Origin of the sequence: Nostocoides sp. (assembly GCF_035343835.1) — a bacterium.
In the GTDB taxonomy this organism is placed as follows: Bacteria; Actinomycetota; Actinomycetes; order Actinomycetales; family Dermatophilaceae; genus Nostocoides_A; species Nostocoides_A vanveenii.
In genome coordinates this window covers 22522-39221 of the sequence record NZ_DAOQZV010000003.1, presented here as the reverse complement: position 1 = coordinate 39221, position 16700 = coordinate 22522, and the positions used below count along the sequence as shown (strand labels likewise).

Sequence of the window (16700 nt, the reverse complement as noted above, 5' to 3'; positions counted from 1 at the left end):
CCCTGTTTGGCGACCAGTGGAAAAGGTACCGGAAAACACAGCTCGACTCTTTCTCCGGCTCCCCCATTTCTGAAAACAGGATCAACCGCTGCCTGGGGCCGCTCAGCAATGAACTCAGGGGTAAACTGGTGCTGGAAGCGGGCTGCGGGGCCGGGCGGTTTACCGAAATATTGCTTAAGAAAGGGGCCCAACTGGTATCGGCCGACCTGAGCTCGGCCGGCGGGCTGGCGTGGCGGCTGGCGCGTGGCAGCGTCTGGGCCTGGACGGCCGGCCTTGCGGTCTTCGCGCTCGCGATGGGCTCGATGTCGGGTGTCTTCGACGCGATCGCCGACGAGCCCAGTCTCGTGGAGCGGTTCCGCCGGATGGGGGCAGGCGCGCAGGATCTCACCGACGCCTTCTATGTCGCCATGCTCGGCATCCTTGCCGGCGTCATCGCCATCTTCGCCCTCCAACTCGCCGAGCGCCTGCGCCGCGAGGAGGCCGCCCACCGCGACGAGGTGATGCTCGCGACAGCAACCTCCCGAATCCGTTATGCCGCAGGTCATCTCGCGCTTGCGCTCATCGTGCCGACGCTGCTGCTCGCGCTCGTCGGGGCGCTGTTGGCACTGCCGGCAGCGCTGCGCGACGGCGACTGGGGAGAGCTGACCCGCACCGTAGGCGCCGCGTTGGTGTTGTCTCCGGCGGTGTGGCTCGGGGTCGGGATCTTCGCGGCGGCCTTCGGGTGGGTGCCGAGGCTGCACCTGCTGCCATGGCTCGTCGTCGGGTGGACCCTCATCGTCAGTTGGATCGGCGCGGTGCTCGGCTTCCCCCAGCGCATTCTTGACGCCACGCCGCTGGCCGTCCTGCCGCAGGTGCCCGCCGAGTCGATGTCCTGGCCGCCCGTCCTGATCGAGGGTGCTCTCGCGCTCTTGCTGGTGGTTGCCGGACTGGCCGGCTACGCCCGCCGCGACATCGGTTGAGCGAGGGCTACACCCTTCCCGCCCGCGCCGCTACCTGTCGGCGCGGCCATGAAAGGCTCGGGCCGCAAGAACCGCGTGACCGTCCACCATTTGCTTGCCAAGAACGCCGACAAGCTGTCGCTCTGCGGCTGACCGACTCTCGGCCGGGTCTCGGCCGACGACCGACGTTCGGGGCGATCCGCGTTGCGGACCGCCCCGAACCTGAGTTCAGCCCTTGATCCCGGCGGCACGCAGAGCTGCCACCGTCTCCTCGACGGCCGTATGCCGCGGGGTCGGCGCCAGCTCGAATCGCGCCTGCGCGTCGCTCGAGTCGAGCACGAAGGGCCGCTCGAACTGGTGACGGGTCTCGCGCAGTTCGGCCAGCAGCGGCACGACCAGGCCGCCCACGGTGACCATCGAGCGCGGCATCACGTGCACCGGACGGGCCTTGGCACCGGTGATCGTCGCGACCTCCTCGCCCAACTGAGCGAAGGTCGCAGGCGCATCGGTGGGCACGTGCCAGGCCCGGCCCCAGTCCGCGTCACCGTCCGAGAGCGCAAGGGCACGCACCAGCGCGGCGACATCACCGTCATACGTCCAGGAGTGGGGAGCATCGACGCGCCCCATCGGCAGCCACGGGCTGCGGCCCTTCAGAAGCGGCTTGATCAGCATGCCGGACACCAAGCTGGTCCCGAGCGTGGCCGGTCCGATGTAGTCGGAGGCGCGGACCTCGCTCACTCGTGCCCGGCCGGCCGCGTGAGCCGCGAGCGCCTGCTCCCACATCTCGACGCGCACGTGACCCTTGACGCCGTTGGGGCGCACGGCCGTCCGCTCGGTTATCGGCCCGTCCACCAGGCCGTAGCCGTAGAGGTTGGAGACCGTGATCAGTCCGGCACCGCTGCGTTCCGCCGCGGCGAGAACGGCCTTGGCCATCGGCGGCCAGTCCCGCTCCCAGTGGGTATAGGCGCTCGGGTTGAGGGCGTTGACGATCGTGCGCGCTCCGGTGGCCAGGTCCGTCAGCCTGGTCTCATCCGTGACGTCCAGGGCGACTGCGGTGGCCCCGTCCGGTCCGAGGTCGCGGCCGGAACGCGAGACGAGTACGACATCTTCACCCGCAGAAATGAGGGCATGCGCCACGCTGCGGCCGATGCCGCCGGCGCCGAGAACGATGTGTCGTGCCATTGCTTGCTCCTGTCCGATACTAACGAGAGCGGCGCTCTCCTTCCTGAGCACGACGTTAAATGAGAGCAATGCTCTTTTCAAGAGCAGTGCTCTCGCTTTGCTTGACGCTGACCGGTCGGCCCGGGCAAGCTGGGGCCATGACGCCCCCGCCCGGCCGCCGCGCCGAGAACCGCGCGCACTACGAGTCCGAGATCTTGCGCCTCGGTCGCGCACAGCTCGCCGAGGTCGGCGCGGCCGGCCTGTCGCTGCGCGCGATCGCCCGTGAGCTGGGGGTGTCCTCATCGGCTGTGTACCGCTACGTGGCCAGCCGGGACGAGTTGCTGACGCGGCTGATCATCGAGTCCTTCGACGCCCTCGCCGACGCGGCCGAGGCCGCGCACCGAGACATCCCCAGCGCCGATCTGCACGCAAGATTTCATGCCGTCGGTCACGCCATGCGCAACTGGGCGCTCGCACACCCACACGACTGGGCGCTCCTCTACGGCTCGCCGGTCCCCGGTTATGTCGCTCCCGCGGATCAGACTAACCCCCCCGGCACCCGGGTGGCCCGGTTGCTGATTGGGATCCTCGGACATGTCGTCGCCCGCCGGAAACTCCCCCCGGCCGCTCGTCGCCTGACGCCCGGCACGGCCGCGATCGATAGCGCTCGCACGATGCTGGCCGACCTCGGCGAGCTCGGCGAAGCCATTCCCCCCGAGCACTTCCTCGCCGGCCTGGACGCCTGGGCACTGCTCATCGCGGCAATCTCGCGCGAGGTCTTCGAGCAGATCGGCCCGATCCCCGGCGATCCGCGGGACCTCTTCGAGGCGACGCTCGCCCGCGCCGACGCCATGGTGATCAGGTAGCCAGAGATCGTGCCGCTAGCGTTGAGCCATGACGCGCCTCGGCTACCAGATCCCGAACTTCACCTATCCCGGCGTCGGCAGCGACGACCTCTTCGACGCAATCGTCCGGCAGGCCGTCGAGGCCGAGTCCAGCGGCTTCGACACCGTCCTGGTCATGGACCACTTCTACCAACTGCCCATGTTGGGCGCACCCGAGAATGCGATGCTCGAGTGCTACACACTGCTCGCCGCGCTGGCGCAGCACACCAGCCGCGTGCGCCTGTCCGCACTCGTCACCGGGAACACCTACCGCAACCCCACGCTGCTGGCCAAGACCGTCACCGCACTCGATGTCGTCTCCAAGGGTCGCGCGCAGCTGGGCATCGGTGCGGGCTGGTATGAGCTCGAACATGACTCTCTCGGATTCGAATTCGGCACCTTCACCGATCGTTTCGAGCGTCTGGAAGAGGCCCTGCAGATCGTCACCGGCATGCTCCGCGGCGAGCGGCCGACACTGGCGGGCAAGTGGTACACCGCGCGGGAGGCGATCAACTCCCCCGCCCCGGTGGCCCCGATCCCGATCATGATCGGCGGTGCGGGCGAGAAGAAGACGCTACGCATGGCCGCGCAGTATGCCGATGAGTCCAATCTGATCTGCGCGATCGACGACATTCCGCGCAAGCTCGCCGCGCTCGATGAGCACTGCGCGCGCCTGGGTCGCGACCGTCGCGAGATCACCGTCACCTATCAGACCAGCGCGTGCATCGCCCCGAGCGCCGCGCAGGCCGCCCAGGAGGCCGACGACGCCGTCGCCCGCATCCCCGAGCTTGCGTCGCGTCGGGCGTCCCTGATCCTCGGGGCTCCCGACGACGTCCGCGCGACCTATGAGCGCATCCTTGCTGCCGGCGTCGATGGTGTGACCGTCAACCTGCCGGCCAACGGGCACATCGAGGGTCGGGTGGCGCTGCTCGGTGACACGCTCGCCCCCCTCATCGCGTGACACGGACGCGGCCTGAGCGCGGCGGAGCTCGCCCGCCGGGCGGGTCTGTCCAAGGCAACCCTCTCGGGTCTGGAGTCCGGCACCGGCAACCCGACGATCGACACCCTCGAAGCGATTGCGCTCGCGCTGGCCCTGCCGCTGACCGACCTGCTCTCACCCGAGGCGCCGGACACCGTGCACGTGCTCGCGACCGCCATCGACGGTGACATTCAGCGCGAGTTGCTGGTACGCGTTCGTGGCACGCACGCCCTGAAGTCGTGGCGGCTGCGCATCCCACGGCATACGTCCTTCAGCGGCGTTCCGCACGCATCCGGAACGATCGAGCAACTCTTCATCGCCTCGGGTGCGGTGCGAGCGGAGCTGGAGGACGCGGCATCCGACCTCGCAGCCGGCGACCTCCTCTCGTTCGCCGCGGATTTGCCGCACGCCTATATCACCGCCGACGAACCCGTCGACATCCACGTCCTGCTCGCCACCCCCTCCCGCTGACATCACGAAAAGTTAGGTGCTCCAATGACTTTCGCGCAGATCGCACTGCTCCTCGGGGTGTGGCTCATCGCCGTCGTCGCGCCCGGTCCCGACTTCATCGCCGTCCTGCGGGGCTCCGCTGCGCGCGGACGCGCACAAGGAATGGCCGTGGCCGGGGGCGTGATCTGCGGGATCGCCTGCTGGGCGATGCTGGCGATGGCCGGCCTTGGTGCGCTGCTGACGCGTTACGGCCATGTCTATGCGTGATTCGCGCTGTCGGGGCGGCATTCCTCCTGGCGTATGGCGCGCGGATCCTCTGGCACGCCTAGCGGACCTGGACCGGCGAGTCCGGGCCCAGTGGCGAGGTGGCCGCGATTTCCGTGGGCAGTCTCGGCTCGGCGTGGCTGCTGGGGCTGGCCACGAACCTCGCCAACCCCAAGTCCGTCGCCTTCTTTGGCGCGCTCTTCGCGTCACTTCTGCCCGCCGGCCTGAGCACCGCCGCGCGCGCCGAGGTGGTCCTCGCGTTGCTGTTCATGGCGCTCGCCTGGCTGGTCGCCGTGGCCTGGACGGCCTCGACGGGACGGGTGGCGACCGCCTATCAGCGCGGCCGCCGGGCCATCGATGCCGTCACCGGTGGCGTGCTCGCCGGCGTCGGCCTGGCGCTCTTCCCACGCTGAGGTCTCCTAGGGTGACGCTATGACCGATCAGGCGACCCCCAACCTGCCCGCCCGCGACTTCGACGCGACCATCGGGTTCTACGCGGCGCTCGGGTTCGTCACGGCCTACCGCGACGAGAGTTGGCTGATCCTCAACAACGGCGAGCTGACACTGGAGTTCTTTCGGTATGCGGATCTCGACCCGGCGAGCAGTTCGTTCAGCTGCTGCTTGCGCCTGGACGATGTCGACCACTTCTATGCCGCCTGCCTCACGGCCGGCATCCCCGAGACGCGGCGCGGTTGGCCGCGCTTGCACCCACCTATGGTCGAGGACTCCGGCCTGCGGATCGGCTACCTGATCGACCTCGACGGCACCCTGCTGCGCTTGGTGCAAAATCCCTAGCCCCGCGAGGATTAGGGCCATTCGGCCTCCCCGTCACGCAAGAGATGAGCCAGGACGGCCGCTTCGCTGATGTCGTGACGCTTGGCGGCGGTCAACAGGGTGAGGGCACCGTCGGCCGCCATAGCCTCGAGTTGCGCGTATGCCGCCGCGTGGTCGTCAACCTTGAGCTCCGCTCGGTAGCGGGTGGCGAACTCATCGAACTTCGCCGGATCGTGGTCGTACCACCGGCGCAGCCCGGTCGACGGCGCGACTTGCTTGCACCACGCAGGGAGTTGGGCTCGCGCTTTGCTCACCCCCCGCGGCCACAGCCGGTCAAGGAGGACCCCGTTGACCGTCGTCGGCCTCGGGCTCGTCGTAGATGCGCCGGACCTGCGCAGTCGCCTTCGTCATCACTGCCTCCTGGCAAACCACCATGGCACGCGAGCTAGGCGGGTGGGCTCTCGTGGGCGGCGCTCCTGGACAGCCGCAGGCAGCCGAGGACCGCCAGCGCGATCCCGGCGACCGCGGCCGGCGCCCAGCCGGGCCGCACCGAGTCGCCGAGAAGCGCGACCCCCAGCGCCCCCGGAACCACGGCCTCGACGACCCACATGGCCGCGGTCGCGGCCCCGACCGGGCCACGCTCGAGCGATCGGGCATAGGTCACGGCACCGAGGATGCCGAACGCGATCACCGCCCAGGTCAAGGGATTCGATACAGCCGACGTCAGCGTCCCCTGCCCCAGGTGCGCGCCTCTCGCCCCCAGCGCGGAGCCCGAGAACGCGAGACCACCGACGCTCGCCAGGGCAAGCGACGTCCCGCGGACATAGAGCACAGCACCCAGCACGATCATGGCGACCACCGCGCCGATCATCGCGGCGCCGAACCAGCAGGGCGCCGCCGCCGTGGACTCGCCACCCGCCGCGGCGGAGACGAGGGTCAGTCCCGAGACGACTGCTGCAACGCCGATGAGATCGTGTCGCGTGACGGGCACGTGGAGCACCGCGAGCGCCAGGAGCACGGTCACCGCGACCGATCCGGCGAGCAGCGATTGGACGACGAAGAGCGGCAGCGTGGCCAGGGCCGCGATCGAGCACACCCACGCCAGCCCGTCACCCGCCATCCCGAGCACGTATGCCGGGTGGCGAAGCACCGCGGACCCACTCGCCCGAGACGCGGCATACGCCTGGCTCACCGAGGCGACACCGTAGAGGAGCATGCCGGCCAGCGCGGCGGCGAACCCCCAGATCACAGTGCCGATCCTCCCAGTCCCGCACGGCCGCCGGGCGAGTCCTGCGACAATGTGGACGCCATGGCCACCGAACTTGACCGCGCCGTCGCGGCCTACCAGCTGCTGCATCCGCAACTGATGGTGGCGAGCGACGCCTTCATGACGATGGTGCGCGAGATCATCGACGAGGCCGGCATCAACTACCTCACCGTCGAGGGACGCGCCAAGGCGGTGGCGTCCTTCGCGGGAAAAGCCCTGCGTTTCCTCGAGGTCCAGCCGGACGGGGACCCGCTCGTCGGCATTACCGACCAGGTCGGGGTGCGCGTCATCACCTATGTCCAGAGCGATATCGACGCGGTCGCGGCGCTCCTCGCCGAGCAGTTCGCCATCCTCGACGATCGTGACATGGGCCGCGAAACGGCGAGCGAGGGGCGGTTCGGATACGCAAGCCGGCACCTGCTGGTCTCGCTCGACCGAGGTGAGGACGCGGCATACGTGCCTTTGCGGTGTGCCTCGATCCAGCTGCGCACGGTCCTGCAGCACGCGTGGGCGGAGTTCGAGCACGACATCCGTTATAAGGGCACGGTGCCGCCAGAGCAGGTGCCTGACCTGGATCGCCGCTTCACGCTCGCCGCCGGTTTGCTCGAACTGGCCGACCGCGAGTTCACCACGATCCGCGACAGGCTCCAGGCCGGGCTGAGCGACAAGGTGGTGGCCTCGGACGAGGCGGATCCGCGCATCAGCCCCCAGGAGCTGGCGACCTTCCTCGCCGGCCGGTATGCCAGCGCCGGCTGGTCGCGCACCGATCATTACGAGTGGATGGCCGGCCTGTTGTTGGAGCTGGGAATCGGCTCGCTCGATGAGCTGAGCGCGGTGTTGCGGGACATCGACAGCGCGGCGATCACGGGGGCGATGGGCTACCGCTATCCGCCGGGCGCCGTGCGGCGCCTCGATGACGATCTGTTGGCTCGCTTCGGCGAGCGCTATCTGGCCCTGCACGGCAACGCGCACCGGACGACAGCCCTGCGCGCCCGGCTGGCCAAGCTGCACTGACCCCGGCTTTGGGTGACCGGCCATCCTCCGACGTCGACCGATCGCGGATAGCGTCGAAAGCGCCCGCACCATTCGGCGGCCTCGGCACTGGGCCGGGGACGAGGGCAAGGAGGACGCATGCCCAAGGCATGGAGCGCAAAGGACAAACGTCAGTACAAGCACGTCAAGGAGTCCGAACTCGACCAAGGCCGGGGCGCGGACCGAGCCGAGGAGATCGCGGCGCGCACCGTCAACAAGGAGCGCCGCAAGGAAGGTCGCACCAAGGAGCAGAAGTCGTCGTCGGATGAGTGAGGTGCAGCAGATGGCGAAAGATCCCCCCGAGCCAAAGCGCGGTTGGCCAAAACCCCTGCGCAACAACAGAAGTGGCCGGGCACGGTCTCGGAGTTGACCCCGCAGCCGGATCACGGCGAGCGCACCTGGAAAGTCGCGAACGACTGGCCAGAGTGCGCACTGAACACCGGGGCCGACTCCGGCATCGGCCGCGCAATCGCCGTCACGTATGCGCGCAGGGTGCCGATGTCGCCATCGCCCACCTTCCACAGGAGAAGACGACGCGGAGGTCACCCATCGGCTAGTTGCCGTGGCGGAACTGGGCCGGGTCGACGTGCTCGTCTGCAATGCCGGACTCCAAGATGTCCCACGGATCCTTGGAGGAATTCCCGCCGGAACGGATCGAGCGCACCTTTGCCACCGATGTCTTCTCGCCCTTCTGGCTCGCCCAGGGGTTGGCCGGAGAACTTGAGGACGGCGGCTGATCCTTGTGACGACCTCGATCCAGGCCTACGAACCTTTCGAGGCGCTCCTGGACTATGTCGCGATCAAGGCCGCGCTGAACAAACTCGTCGTCAACCTCGGGGGCGATCTCGGCCCGCGCGGCATTCGGGTCGATGCCGTCGCGCCCGGGCCGATTTGGACACCCTTGATCCCGTCCACCTTCGGGCCGGAGAAGGTCGACGGCTTCGGCGCCGACACGCCGCTGGGGCGTGCCGGTCAACCGGTCGAGGTCGCCGCCGCCTTCGTCTTCCTCGCCTCAGCCGAGGCCAGTTACATCTCCGGCACGGTCCTCGGCATCACCGGTGGCCCCGGCGCCTCCTGAGCCTCGTGGTGTCCTAGCGTTGGTGGATGGCGACATCCCCGGGCAATGCCCCTGACACGGCATGGGCCACGCATCCGGTGACCCGTGATCGCTTCGACGACTTCGCCGATGTCATCAATCCCAATCGCCGCGCGACGCACTGCTGGTGTCTCTCCCATCGCCTCGGCGCGCGGGAGATCGCCGAACTCGGCGGCGCTGGCGGCCGAGCGGCGGCCATGCGTGCTCTGTGCGGGCGGGACATCCCACCCGGGGTTGTCACCTACCGGGACGATTCGCCCGTCGGCTGGTGCAATATCGGCCCCCGAGAACACATTCCGCGACTGGCCGCGTCCACGTTGATCCGCCCGGCCGATGATCTTCCCGTATGGAGCATCATCTGCCTCGTCGTGCGCGGCGGCTTCCGCCGGCAAGGCGTCGTGACCCACCTCATCGACGGAGCGGTTGCCTGGGCGCGCTCCCAAGGCGCTCCGGCCGTGGAGGCCTACCCGGTCGATCCGCCGGGCCGGATGGACACGACCATGGCATTTGTCGGGACCCGGGCGATGTTCGCGCGGGCCGACTTCGAGGTCATCGGCACGACCGGCGCGATCGCCTCAAAGCTTCCACGGTTGATGATGCGCAAGGTCCTGACGGCCTAGGCCCTTCGGCGAGCGAGGTTCGGAGTCAGGTGTCTCCGGCGTCGACGGAATCCACGCTCTCGGTCTCCGCGAGCCACTGCAGCGGGGTCAGGCGCAGCAATTCCTCACAGACGAGGTCGCGCATGTGCAGGATTTGCCGGGCGTACTCGGCGAGCAAGGTATGGAGTCGCTGACCTTGTGGGGTGGGGTCAGTCGCAGGTGCTCGCCGCTGAGCGCGACTTCGACGTCGAGAACCCCGTCCCCCGCACTGTGGACCTGCATCACTCCCAGCTTTCCGAGGATCGCCAGCGGCGCCGGGTTCTCGGCCGCCACCTCCGTCAGCACGTGCGTGATCCCCTCGGGTGCGTTCTCGCACAGGCGGCGCGCGAGCAGCGTGGCGATCCCCTTGCCGTGCCAGGCATCCTTGACCGTGAAGGCGATGTCCGCAGTGTCCGGCATTTCCGAATAGCGCACGATCCGTCCGATGGCGACGGGGTGCAGAGCGGCGCCCACCTCGACGAAGACGACCAGAGCGACGTGGTCGATGCCGTCCACCTGGTCGACTAGTCGGTCGAGCAGGGGTGGGGTGAGCTCGGGGATCGCCGTCAGGAACCGGCGGCGCTTCGACTCCTCGGACAACTCGAGGTAGCCCTCGGCGAGCATCTCCCGGTCGCCGGGCAGAAGCGGCCCGATCCAGGCCAAGGTGCGGTCCCGAAGCGCATCGGCCTCGGACGCATTGCTGAGGCGTTCGGCAAACGTCGGTGCGGGATGGGCAGTCATATCTGGGCTCCAGTCGTGGAGTGTGAACAGGCTACGTGGCTGTCGGATGCCGCTGACCGCGCGATCGTGGTCCGCGACGCGTGGCGCCGAATCGTCACAACGCTGCTTCGTGCAACCGGGCCAGTGTGCGCATAAATCCCTGCGCCACAGTGACATTCCGCACGTCAACCCAGCGAATCCACCCATCCAGCCGCAATATGTGGGACAGGTCATAATCGGGGGGTGGATTTCAGCGATCGCGCAGAGACGTGGGACGACGACCCGGAGAAGGTGCGCAACGCGGTTGAGGTTGCGGCGGCCATCCGTCGAAACCTGACCCTGACCGGCCGAGAGCGGGTGCTGGAGTTCGGCGGCGGGACGGGCCTGCTGAGTCGGCAGTTGGCCGACGACGTCGCCACCATCTTGGTGACCGACGCGGCACCGGGCATGGTCGAGGTGGCGAGCCGACGCATACGGGAATCAGGCCGGGAGGCGAGCATGCGCGCAGCCCTCTTCGACCCGACGAGCGATCCGGAGGACCCGGGTGAGTACGACGTGGTCTGGAGCATGCTGGCCCTGCATCACGTGCCCGATATGGACGCCGCCCTGGGGCGCCTACGCGGGCTCCTGGTCCCCGGTGGCCGGCTCGCGTTGGCCGATCTTGATGAGGATCCGGGCGGCTCCTTCCACCAGGCGCACGGCGACTTCCACGGGCACGACGGCTTCGACCGGCACGCTCTTGCCCATGCCCTGACCCGGGCCGGCTTCGCTGACATCGCGTTCGACACCGCGACGCACGTCACCAAGGAGGTCGACAGCGCGCCCCGGACCTACTCCGTCTTCCTCGTCACGGCCACGAATCCCGGCTGAGGAGGCGGCGTTCGCCGACTCAGCACAGGTTAAGTGACGTCGAGCAAGGTAGACCCTGCTGGAGGTCACCTAACCACTGCTAGCAGGGTTTAGGTACGGGGGCCGCCCACATAGGCGGCGAGGTGCTGGCCGGTCAGGGTGGTGGCGTCGGCGACCAGGTCGGCCGGGGTGCCCTCGAAGACGACACGCCCACCGTCGTGACCGGCCCCGGGGCCGAGGTCGATGATCCAGTCCGCATGGGCCATCACGGCCTGGTGATGCTCGATGACGATCACCGACTTGCCCGAGTCGACCAGCCGGTCGAGCATGCCCAGGAGGTTCTGGACGTCGGCGAGATGCAGCCCGGTCGTCGGCTCGTCGAGGACATAGACGTCGCCCTTGTCGGCCATCTGGGCGGCGAGCTTGAGCCGCTGGCGTTCCCCGCCGGAGAGCGTGGTCAGCGGTTGGCCGAGCCGCACATAGCCCAGGCCCACGTCGGCCATGCGCTCGAGAATCTTGTGTGCCGCAAGTGTTTTCGCCTCACCTTTCGCGAAGAAGTCGACAGCCTCGGCCACCGGCAGGTCGAGCACCTCGGCAATGTTCTTGCCGCCGAAGGTGTAGTCGAGCACGAAGGGCGCGAACCGCTTGCCCTCGCACTCCTCGCACACCGTCGTCACCCCCGCCATCATCACCAGGTCGGTGTAGATGACACCGGCCCCATTGCAGGTCGGGCAGGCGCCCTCGGAGTTGGCGCTGAAGAGCGCCGGTTTGACCCCATTGGCCTTGGCGAAGGCCTTGCGGATCGGCTCTAACAGCCCGGTATAGGTCGCCGGGTTGCTTCGTCGGGACCCCTTGATCGCCCCCTGGTCGACGACGACGACCTCGTCCCGGCCGGCCACCGATCCATTGATCAGCGAGCTCTTGCCCGACCCGGCGACACCGGTCAGCACGACGAGGACGCCCAAGGGAATGTCGACGTCGACACCGCGCAGATTGTTCTCGGTGGCGCCGCGCACCTCGAGTGCGCTCGTTCGCGAGCGAACCGCGGGCTTGAGACGGGCCCGGTCGTCGAGGTGCCGTCCGGTCAAGGTGTCACTGGCCCGCAGCCCGGCAACATCGCCCTGGTAAACGATCTCCCCGCCGCCCGTGCCGGCTCCCGGTCCGATGTCGACGACATGATCGGAGATGGCGATCGCCTCCGGCTTGTGCTCGACGACCAGAACGGTGTTTCCCTTGTCCCGCAGCTGGATCAGCAGGTTGTTCATCCGCTGGATGTCGTGCGGATGTAGCCCGATCGTCGGCTCGTCGAAGACATAGGTGACATCGGTCAGTGCCGAGCCCAGATGGCGGATCATCTTGATCCGCTGCGCCTCGCCGCCCGACAAGGTCCCCGACGACCGGTCCAAGGACAGATAGCCGAGACCGATCTCGACAAAGGAATCCAGGGTCTCCTGCAGGCCAGCAAGCAGCGGGGCGACGGACGGGTCGGCGAGGTCGCGCACCCATACGGCAAGGTCACTGATCTGCATCGCGCAGGCATCGGCGATATTGATGCCCTTGATCCTCGATGAGCGCGCCTGCTCGTTGAGGCGGGTACCCTCGCAGTCCGGGCAGGTCTGGAAGACGACCGCCCGGTCGACGAAGGCCCGGATGTGCGGCTGCATCGCCTCCCGGTCCTTGGACAGCATGGACTTCTGGATCTTCGGGATCAGGCCTTCGTAGGTGATATTGATGCCGTCGACCTTGATCTTGGTCGGCTCTTTGTAGAGCAGGTCGGCGAGCTCGCGCTTGGTGAAGTTGGCAATCGGCTTGTCCGGGTCGAAGAAGCCGCTGCCCAGATAGATCCGGCCGTACCATCCGTCCATCGAATAGCCCGGGATCGTCAGCGCGCCCTCGCGCAGTGACTGCGACGCATCGTAGAGGGCGGTGAGGTCGAAATCGGAAACCTTGCCCACGCCCTCGCACCGCGCGCACATGCCGCCCTGGATGCTGAACTCGCGGCGCTCCTTGACCTCCATCCCGCCCTTGGTCATCGTGACCGCGCCCGCCCCCGAGATCGACGCAACATTGAAGCTGAAGGCCTTCGAGCTACCGATGTGCGGGATGCCCAAGCGGGAGAACAGGATCCGCAACATGGCATTGACATCGGTGACCGTGCCGACCGTCGATCGGATGTTGGCGCCCATCCGCTCCTGGTCGACGATGATCGCCGTCGTCAGGCCTTCGAGCAGGTCGACGTCCGGCCGCGCGAGCGTGGGCATGAACCCCTGGACAAAGGTCGAATAGGTCTCGTTGATCATCCGCTGAGACTCTGCGGCGATGGTGGCGAAGACGAGCGAGCTCTTGCCCGACCCGGACACCCCGGTGAAGACGCTCAGGCGCCGCTTGGGCAACTCCAAGCTGACGTTCTTGAGGTTGTTCTCGCGGGCGCCGACCACGCGGATCCGGTCGTGGGAGTCAGCCGTATGCCGCCCGCTTGCCTCGGTCGTCGTGCTCGCCATGGGCGTCTCTCCACTTCTCGGTCGACGGCGCCGTCGAGCGCGTGCGCGCGGGGCGGAGCCGGGGTCAGGACAGCCTAACCACGCGGGCCTACCGCTGGTTCGTAGGCTGAACTCCATGACGGGGCAGGGTGAGCACACCAGTCATGGGGGAAATCCCAGCCATTTCGAAGCGATGGCTGCGGCGTATGCCGGGGCTCGCCCGGACTATCCGGCGATCGTCTTCGAGACGCTGCGGAAGTTCGAGGTGATCGGCAAGGACAAGGCGGTGCTCGAGATCGGCGCGGGCACGGGCGAGGCGACCGCGACCCTTGTCGGCGCCGGCTGCCGCGTCACCGCGGTCGAGCCCGGCCCCCGCCTTGCCGGCCTGCTCGCCGAGCGCGTCCCGCAGGCCAATGTGGTCGCGGGCCGCATCGAGGACGTGGACCTGCCTGCCTGCGCCTTCGACGCCGTGCTCGCCGCGACCGCCATGCATTGGGTCGACCTGACCACGACCTTGCCGCAGTTGCATCGCGCCCTGCGGCCGCGTGGCCGGCTTGCGGTGTGGCGCACCACCTTCGGGGACGCCTCGGTGGCCACACCCTTTCGCCGCCGGCTGCACGAGATCGTCTCCCGGCGAGCCGCGCACCTCAACACCGACGCGGATGTCCGCGGCATCCGGCCGACCATGCGTGAACTCGTCGCCACCGGCCACTTCGCTGCGCACGACTCGTGGGAGTGGCCCTGGTCGATCCGGTTGACGGCCGACCAGATCGCCGCGCTCTTCCTGACCTTCAGCGACTGGAGCGCCGACGAGGTGGCCCAGGCGCGCGCGGCTGTGCACGACCTCGGCGGCTCGGTCGTCGAGCATTACCGCACGATCCTGCACCTTCTCGACCGGGTGCCCGACCCGGTTATCAGTACGGCAGGCTGACGGCCGGACCCACATCGGCCGGTGAGTCAGGTGCGAGCGGGGCGTCGGCGGCCAACGGCCGGGCACGCAGGTTGCGGATCCCAGGCACGGACAAGGCCACGGCACTCGTGGCCACCATGACGGCGGCGCAGACGATCAGCACATGATGCGCGCCGAAGGCGTCTGCCGCCGGGCCTGCGAGGATGATGCCTAACGGGCCGAGCGCGAGCGAGCCGAGCGCGTCGTAGGAACTGACCCGCGAGAGGGCCTCCGGCGGGATCTCGGTCTGCATGGTCGTCTGCCACAGGATGGTCAGCAGTTCGAACGCGAACCCCAGGCCGAAGCTCCCAATGGCGACCGCCGCCAGTGGCGCTTGCAAGCCCAGCAAGAGATACGGAGGCGCCCCGAGGAAGCTGAGCAGCACCACCATCCGGATCGGGAACCTCGGGCGCCAGCGCATCGCCACCAGGCCACCGAGGATCAGCCCGAAGGACTCGACGGTCAGGATCGTCGACCAGGCTCCGGCCCCGCCGAGCGCCTGCTTGGCAACGACCGGTCCCAGGACGAGATGCCCGGCCTGCCAGACCATGACGAAGGCCGAGAACTGCAGGACGCACACCCACAGCCACGTCCGCGAGCGGAACTCGACCCAGCCCTCGCGCAGTTCGGTCAGGACCGAGGCGGCAGCAGGCTGATCGGCAATCACCGGGGGCAGGTGCAGGCGGGTGATGAACGCGCCGGCCAGCGCGAAGGCCGCGCCCGCGCCGACCAGAGCCCATCCGCCACCGATTGCCACGACGACGATGCCGCCGCTGACCAGCCCCGCGACGCGGGCGACGTTGCCGCCCAGGCCGATCAGGGCATTGCCGTCCTGCAGCGAGTGGGCTGGCACCACCTGCGGAATGATGCCGGTGATGGCCGGCCAGACGAGGGCACCGGCGGTGCCGGCGAGGAAGGTCATGGTGACCAAGCCCCAGAGGGGAGCGTGCCCGGTCAGGAACATCACACCGAGGGCGACGTGCAGGAGCGCATTGGTCCACTCGGCGCCCTGGAGAACGCGGTCGCGGGGGTAGCGGTCGGCGATCACCCCGCCGATCAGCGTGAAGACCACGAGGGCGATCGACTCCGCCGCCAAAACGACCGACAGGGTGGTCGCCGTAGCGCCGGGCAGGTCGAGCACGCCGAAGGCAAGGGCGACCGGCGCAAACGCGAGCGCCAGCATCGACAGGGTGCGAGCGGTCAGCAGGGCGACAAAGCGCTGGTCCTTCCACAGCAGTGCCCGCGTCGATGCCACCTGCTCACGCTACGGCGGCCGGGCCTCGGACTGCCACCGCTTTCCCCTTCCCCGCCCCCGACGGTCCGCCGGGTGGGACGATGACCGCCATGGCCACCTCCCCGTTCGACATCACCGGCTCGCGCGCCCTGGTCACCGGCTCGAGCAAGGGCATCGGCAAGGCGCTGGCCCGGGCCCTCGTCGAGGCCGGCGCCGACGTCATCCTCAACGCGCGCACCGCGCAGGCGCTGGAACGCACGCGCGAGGAGTTGGCCGATGCCGGGCCGGGGCCGGTGCGCATCGCCGCCTTCGACGTCACCGACGAGGACCAGGTGCGTGACGGCCTGGCTCGGGTCGGACCGATCGACATTCTCGTCAACAACGCCGGTATGCAACGCCGCGCCCCGCTGACCGATTTCGCGACCGCGGATTTCGACGCCGTGATGACGACCAATGTGCGCAGCGTCTTCCTGGTCACCCGTGAAGCGGCCCGCGGCATGATCGAGCGGGGCCGCGGCAAGGTCATCGTCATCGCCTCGGTCCAGTCCGAGCTCGCCCGCCCCGGCATCGCTCCCTACAGCGCCAGCAAGGGTGCCGTGCGCATGCTCGTCAAGGGCATGTGCGCCGACCTGGCAACCGCCGGCATCTGCGTCAACGCCATCGCACCCGGGTATTTCGCGACCGAACTGACCTCGGCGCTGGTGGCGGACGAGGACTTCACGTCGTGGGTTCAGGCACGAACGCCGGCCGGCCGCTGGGGCCGGGTCGAGGACCTCACGGGCACCCTGTTGTGGCTGGCCAGCCCGGCCTCGGACTTCGTCAACGGCCAGACGATCTTTGTCGACGGCGGGATGACCGCCGTGCTGTGAGTCAGGCCTCGGCCGCGGACTTGAGCCGGGCCAGCCCCTTCTCGAAGTCCGGCCCGACAAGGGAGTCCATGGACTTGACCAGCGCGAAGATCCGCATCATCAGGCCCATCTCGCCG

General features: G+C 68.6%; 20 protein-coding genes and 1 pseudogene. 15 read left to right on the top strand and 6 right to left on the bottom strand.

All coding sequences use genetic code 11. The annotated features are described in order from the left end of the window. Positions 1 to 959, top strand: a pseudogene (locus tag PKH97_RS00710) (hypothetical protein); the annotation flags it as partial. Between the two features lie 207 nt (positions 960 to 1166). On the opposite strand, the gene PKH97_RS00705 reads toward PKH97_RS00710, so the two are convergent. After that, entirely contained in the window at positions 1167 to 2120 is a 954-nt protein-coding gene (locus tag PKH97_RS00705) for an NAD-dependent epimerase/dehydratase family protein (protein WP_324385472.1), read from the bottom strand. Between the two features lie 137 nt (positions 2121 to 2257). Between PKH97_RS00705 and PKH97_RS00700 the strand changes: the two genes are divergently transcribed. The 6 genes from PKH97_RS00700 to PKH97_RS00675 all read left to right on the top strand — a co-directional run bounded on the left by PKH97_RS00700 (position 2258) and on the right by PKH97_RS00675 (position 5471). Next, entirely contained in the window at positions 2258 to 2965 is a 708-nt protein-coding gene (locus tag PKH97_RS00700; RefSeq protein ID WP_324385471.1) for a TetR/AcrR family transcriptional regulator, read from the top strand. Between the two features lie 28 nt (positions 2966 to 2993). Continuing rightward, the gene (locus PKH97_RS00695) at positions 2994 to 3944 is read left to right on the top strand and encodes an LLM class F420-dependent oxidoreductase (protein ID WP_324385470.1); all 951 of its coding nucleotides are present in this window, start codon (positions 2994 to 2996) and stop codon (positions 3942 to 3944) included. 180 nt (positions 3945 to 4124) lie between these two features. Further along, complete coding sequence (locus PKH97_RS00690; RefSeq protein WP_324385469.1) at positions 4125 to 4433, top strand: cupin domain-containing protein; 309 nt, start codon at positions 4125 to 4127, stop codon at positions 4431 to 4433. A 24-nt stretch (positions 4434 to 4457) separates the two neighbouring features. After that, a complete protein-coding gene (locus PKH97_RS00685; protein ID WP_324385468.1) occupies positions 4458 to 4679 on the top strand; it encodes a LysE family transporter in 222 nt (73 codons plus the stop codon). Between the two features lie 98 nt (positions 4680 to 4777). Further along, positions 4778 to 5089 carry a LysE family transporter gene (locus PKH97_RS00680; protein ID WP_324385467.1) on the top strand — a complete coding sequence of 104 codons (312 nt, stop codon included), beginning with the start codon at positions 4778 to 4780 and terminating at the stop codon, positions 5087 to 5089. A 19-nt stretch (positions 5090 to 5108) separates the two neighbouring features. Next, entirely contained in the window at positions 5109 to 5471 is a 363-nt protein-coding gene (locus tag PKH97_RS00675; RefSeq protein ID WP_324385466.1) for a bleomycin resistance protein, read from the top strand. A gap of 11 nt (positions 5472 to 5482) precedes the next feature. Here the strand turns inward: PKH97_RS00675 and PKH97_RS00670 are convergent, their stop codons facing one another. Continuing rightward, positions 5483 to 5764 (bottom strand): DUF488 family protein, encoded by a 282-nt coding sequence (locus tag PKH97_RS00670; RefSeq protein ID WP_324385465.1) that lies wholly within the window; start codon positions 5762 to 5764, stop codon positions 5483 to 5485. Positions 5765 to 5895: 131 nt separating this feature from the next. Beyond that, positions 5896 to 6699, bottom strand: coding sequence for a hypothetical protein (locus PKH97_RS00665; RefSeq protein ID WP_324385464.1), 804 nt, complete (start codon positions 6697 to 6699; stop codon positions 5896 to 5898). 60 nt (positions 6700 to 6759) lie between these two features. On the opposite strand from PKH97_RS00665, the gene PKH97_RS00660 reads away from it, so the two are divergent. The 5 genes from PKH97_RS00660 (at position 6760) to PKH97_RS00640 (ending at position 9465) form a co-directional block, all read left to right on the top strand. Continuing rightward, the gene (locus PKH97_RS00660; protein ID WP_324385463.1) at positions 6760 to 7731 is read left to right on the top strand and encodes a GTP pyrophosphokinase; all 972 of its coding nucleotides are present in this window, start codon (positions 6760 to 6762) and stop codon (positions 7729 to 7731) included. Positions 7732 to 7848: 117 nt separating this feature from the next. Then, positions 7849 to 8022 (top strand): hypothetical protein, encoded by a 174-nt coding sequence (locus PKH97_RS00655; RefSeq protein WP_324385462.1) that lies wholly within the window; start codon positions 7849 to 7851, stop codon positions 8020 to 8022. A gap of 326 nt (positions 8023 to 8348) precedes the next feature. Continuing rightward, the gene (locus PKH97_RS00650; RefSeq protein WP_324385461.1) at positions 8349 to 8486 is read left to right on the top strand and encodes a hypothetical protein; all 138 of its coding nucleotides are present in this window, start codon (positions 8349 to 8351) and stop codon (positions 8484 to 8486) included. A gap of 5 nt (positions 8487 to 8491) precedes the next feature. After that, a complete protein-coding gene (locus PKH97_RS00645) occupies positions 8492 to 8827 on the top strand; it encodes an SDR family oxidoreductase (RefSeq protein WP_324385460.1) in 336 nt (111 codons plus the stop codon). A gap of 26 nt (positions 8828 to 8853) precedes the next feature. Then, complete coding sequence (locus PKH97_RS00640; RefSeq protein WP_324385459.1) at positions 8854 to 9465, top strand: GNAT family N-acetyltransferase; 612 nt, start codon at positions 8854 to 8856, stop codon at positions 9463 to 9465. Positions 9466 to 9552: 87 nt separating this feature from the next. Here the strand turns inward: PKH97_RS00640 and PKH97_RS00635 are convergent, their stop codons facing one another. Further along, positions 9553 to 10224: a GNAT family N-acetyltransferase gene (locus PKH97_RS00635; RefSeq protein ID WP_324385458.1), complete on the bottom strand. Its 672-nt coding sequence runs from the start codon at positions 10222 to 10224 to the stop codon at positions 9553 to 9555. A 222-nt stretch (positions 10225 to 10446) separates the two neighbouring features. On the opposite strand from PKH97_RS00635, the gene PKH97_RS00630 reads away from it, so the two are divergent. After that, positions 10447 to 11073 (top strand): class I SAM-dependent methyltransferase, encoded by a 627-nt coding sequence (locus PKH97_RS00630; RefSeq protein ID WP_324385457.1) that lies wholly within the window; start codon positions 10447 to 10449, stop codon positions 11071 to 11073. 89 nt (positions 11074 to 11162) lie between these two features. On the opposite strand, the gene PKH97_RS00625 is transcribed toward PKH97_RS00630, so the two are convergent. Further along, entirely contained in the window at positions 11163 to 13553 is a 2391-nt protein-coding gene (locus PKH97_RS00625; protein ID WP_324385456.1) for an excinuclease ABC subunit UvrA, read from the bottom strand. A 115-nt stretch (positions 13554 to 13668) separates the two neighbouring features. Between PKH97_RS00625 and PKH97_RS00620 the strand changes: the two genes are divergently transcribed. Continuing rightward, entirely contained in the window at positions 13669 to 14463 is a 795-nt protein-coding gene (locus tag PKH97_RS00620) for a class I SAM-dependent methyltransferase (protein ID WP_324385455.1), read from the top strand. Here the strand turns inward: PKH97_RS00620 and PKH97_RS00615 are convergent. Continuing rightward, positions 14447 to 15736 carry an MFS transporter gene (locus tag PKH97_RS00615; protein WP_324385454.1) on the bottom strand — a complete coding sequence of 430 codons (1290 nt, stop codon included), beginning with the start codon at positions 15734 to 15736 and terminating at the stop codon, positions 14447 to 14449. The two genes, PKH97_RS00620 and PKH97_RS00615, sit on opposite strands and share 17 nt — an antisense overlap. Positions 15737 to 15816: 80 nt before the next feature. Here PKH97_RS00615 and PKH97_RS00610 point away from each other — a divergent pair, with 80 nt between their 5' ends. After that, positions 15817 to 16584 (top strand): SDR family oxidoreductase, encoded by a 768-nt coding sequence (locus PKH97_RS00610; RefSeq protein WP_324385453.1) that lies wholly within the window; start codon positions 15817 to 15819, stop codon positions 16582 to 16584. The last annotated feature ends 116 nt before the right edge of the window (positions 16585 to 16700 follow it).